The organism is uncultured Chitinophaga sp. (genome assembly GCF_937874145.1).
Taxonomy (GTDB): domain Bacteria; phylum Bacteroidota; class Bacteroidia; order Chitinophagales; family Chitinophagaceae; genus Chitinophaga.
Genome location: NZ_CALNBI010000141.1, coordinates 1 through 3,410, shown reverse-complemented (window position 1 = coordinate 3,410; position 3,410 = coordinate 1). Strand labels below are relative to the sequence as shown.

At 56.2% G+C, this 3,410-nt stretch carries 3 protein-coding genes; 2 read left to right on the top strand and 1 reads right to left on the bottom strand.

The genetic code is table 11. From position 1 onward, the window contains the following. A partial coding sequence (locus Q0510_RS06610; protein WP_298709373.1) for a sensor histidine kinase occupies nucleotides 1-1,195 on the bottom strand: 1,195 nt, incomplete at its 3' end. 109 nt (nucleotides 1,196-1,304) lie between these two features. Between Q0510_RS06610 and Q0510_RS06605 the strand changes: the two genes are divergently transcribed. Both Q0510_RS06605 and Q0510_RS06600 read left to right on the top strand, forming a co-directional pair. After that, nucleotides 1,305-2,183, top strand: coding sequence for a carbon-nitrogen hydrolase (locus Q0510_RS06605; protein WP_298709371.1), 879 nt, complete (start codon nucleotides 1,305-1,307; stop codon nucleotides 2,181-2,183). Then, nucleotides 2,180-3,226, top strand: coding sequence for an agmatine/peptidylarginine deiminase (locus tag Q0510_RS06600; RefSeq protein WP_298709369.1), 1,047 nt, complete (start codon nucleotides 2,180-2,182; stop codon nucleotides 3,224-3,226). Before Q0510_RS06605 ends, Q0510_RS06600 begins: the two co-directional genes overlap by 4 nt. Nucleotides 3,227-3,410 lie beyond the last annotated feature (184 nt).

The following is a 3,410-nucleotide window of genomic DNA, read 5'->3' as shown; positions in this document are numbered from 1 at the left end:
AGTCGGATTCCTGGATGTTGACTTCGATCTTGATGTCCGGGGATTCCTGTGTGCGGAGGCGCTGGAGGGAGATGTAATTCTGGAGATAGGCGACTTCCTTGCTGAGGTGGATTTTTTCTTCCGTGTTTTCGTGGAGCATGAAGCGCATCATGTCTCCCAGCTTCTGGATGCCTTCGCTGGTGCGGGCGGCGCGCTCCTGGAGCGCTGTGCCGTATAGGGTGTTGAGGGCGTTGAAGAGAAAATGAGGGTTGATCTGGGAGCGGAGAAAGTCCAGATTGGCGGAAGAGCGACCCAACGCTTTTTCCAGGCTCAACACCTCATTTTTTTGCTTCAATGTCAGCCGCGTGATCCCCCAGGCCAGGGGTACTATGATCAGCAGCTCGGCCCCCAGTATCATAAAATAGTAACCGACCATGCCGCGGATATTGGTGGTAGCGTCGAACAATACGCTGGCGGCTACGAAAGTGACGAGCACCACCACGATCGCGTTGGGGAACAGCTGCTGCCAGCTGCGCTCCCTGCGCAGCAGGGGCTGGAAGAAGCGGCGGCTCAGGAAATAATAAGCGATCACGTAGCAGCCGCCTACCCAGAAGAGGAAATTGGTGCGGGCGGGCCGGCGGTCGAGGACGAAAAAGAAAGTGAGCGACAGCCATACGATCACCATTACGATCATATCGGCCGGTACTTTCACGCCCCTGATGCGGCCCATCCAGCCTTCCTGGGCGCCTGTGAGCAGGAGCACCTTCAGCCCGTAATATGCCGCGAACCCCACCAGCGCCACGAACAATATGATCGCCGCGCGGCCAGCGCACCAGAGGTGAAAGGCGGAGACGGTAGGGAAAGTGGTTAAAAAGCCGTACCACCAGCTCTCGGCTACCATCATCATCAGCCAGGCGCATACACACGTTACCGCGGCCAATACCACGCCCCGCCAGTTACGCTTGTGCTCGATGAACTCGGGCATGACGCGGATATTCAGCATGAGGAAACCTCCGAAGGCGGCAGTGGCGAACAGCAGCCCGGGCCATACGGTATGGAGGAAATGGTCGTAGTACAGTCCTTCCCTTTCAAACTGGTGTGCTTGCCAGGAGTACGTGCGGACGTCGTAGGAAAGGACGGGGAACAGCAGCATCAGCCAGGTCAGCAGGTAAAACCCGGTTGCCACCCATATCTCGACCTTTTGGAATTTCTTCATGCGGGATTTCTTTGATGCAATATTAACAAAGCGGCGGCTCCCCTTCGCCGAAATGGGATGAAATTGCGGGAATATGGGACGAACATTCCTTTTTCATAACTTTGCGCCCATGTCTAAAGTAAAAGTCGGTTACGTACAGATGAGCTGTTCTGCCAGCAAGGCGGAAAATCTGGCCAAAGCCATCGAAAAGGTCCGGGAAACCGCGGCCAAAGGGGCGCAGATCATCTGCCTCCAGGAATTATTCACTTCGCTGTATTTCTGCGATGTGGAAGATTACGAGAACTTTAAACTGGCGGAGCCCATCCCCGGCCCTTCCACCGAGTCGCTCGGCGCGGTAGCCAAGGAACTGGGCGTGGTGATCATCGCTTCTTTGTTCGAGAAAAGAACGGAAGGGCTGTATCATAACACCACCGCCGTGATCGATGCCGACGGCAAATACCTCGGCAAATACCGCAAGATGCATATCCCCGACGATCCCGCGTATTACGAGAAGTTCTACTTCACGCCGGGCGACCTGGGCTATAAAGTCTTCAAAACCAAATTCGCCACCATCGGCGTGCTGATCTGCTGGGACCAATGGTACCCCGAAGCCGCGCGCATCACATCCCTCATGGGCGCCCAGATCCTGTTTTACCCCACCGCCATCGGCTGGGCCACGAACCAGGACGACGAAACAAATGTGGAACAATACAACGCCTGGCAGACGATGCAGCGCAGCCATGCCGTGGCCAACGGCGTACACGTGGTAAGCGTGAACCGGACCGGCTTTGAGCAGGACGGGCTCATGAAATTCTGGGGCGGCTCCTTCGTAGCCAATCCCTTCGGCACCGTGCTCCACCAGAGCTCGCACACCGATGAGGAAAACGTTGTGCTGGAACTGGACCTTTCCAAAACCGACCGCTACCGCACGCACTGGCCTTTCCTCCGCGACCGCAGAATCGACTCCTACCAACCGATCACCAAACGCTACATCGACGACGAACAATGACACATCCAACACCCCGGGAACTTGGGTACTACTTCCCGGCCGAGTTCCATCCTCATACCGCCACATGGTTAAGCTGGCCCCACAAAGAAGCCAGCTGGCCCGGGAAGATCCATACCATCTATCCCCATTACAGCCGTTTTGTCAAATACCTGGCCGATAGCGAACTGGTGCGCATCAACGTGGCTGACGAAGCCATGAAAGCCTTCGCCACCGGGCACCTCCAGGCTGCCGGCGTGAACATGTCGCAGGTGGAGTTCTTCCTGCATCCCACCAACGACGCCTGGTGCCGCGACCATGGCCCGGCCTTCCTCATCAACCCTGACGCCGCCAACAAGAAGGCGGTGGTAGACTGGAACTACAACGCCTGGGGCGGAAAGTACCCGCCCTTCGACCTCGACGATATCATCCCCACCAAAATCGCCAGGCACTTTGGCCTGCCGCTCTTCGAGCCGGGTATCATCATGGAAGGCGGATCGGTGGAATTCAACGGGAAAGGCACCATCCTCACCAGCAGCTGCTGCCTCCTCAACGAAAACCGCAACGCGCACCTCAACCAGGAACAGGTGGAAAAATACCTCTACGAGTTTTATGGCGCGGAACAGGTGTTGTGGGTGGATGAAGGTATTATTGGCGACGATACCGACGGTCATATCGACGATACCATCCGTTTCGTGAACGAAGACACGGTGCTGACCGTCATCGAAACCGACAAGGCGGATGAGAACTACGAGATCCTGCAGCAGAACCTGCGCCAGCTGAAAGGCATGCGCCTGCTCAACGGCAAACAGCTCAATATCGTGGAGTTGCCCATGCCCGGCGCCGTAGTATTCGACGACCAGCGCCTGCCGGCATCCTACGCCAACTTCTGCATCAGCAACAAATACGTCATCGTACCTACTTTCCAATGCGATAAAGACGAACAGGCATTGCGCATCATCGCAGACTGCTTCCGCGACCGCGAAGTGGTGGGTGTGGATTCTACCGACATCATCTGGGGCCTCGGCAGTTTCCATTGCCTGAGCCAGCAGGAGCCTGCGGTATAACGCGATTTCATTTTTATTCAGAAATAAGAAAAGGCCGTTCTCTGCGAAAGAGACCGGCCTTTTTTATACACGTTTTCGTAAACAACAATCTTTTTTATAGCTGCTGCGCATCGATGATGCGGATGCCTTCCACGGGTTGCCGGCCAAACTCCACCAGCTGGGAATTGCCGCCCAGGCCGGTGAT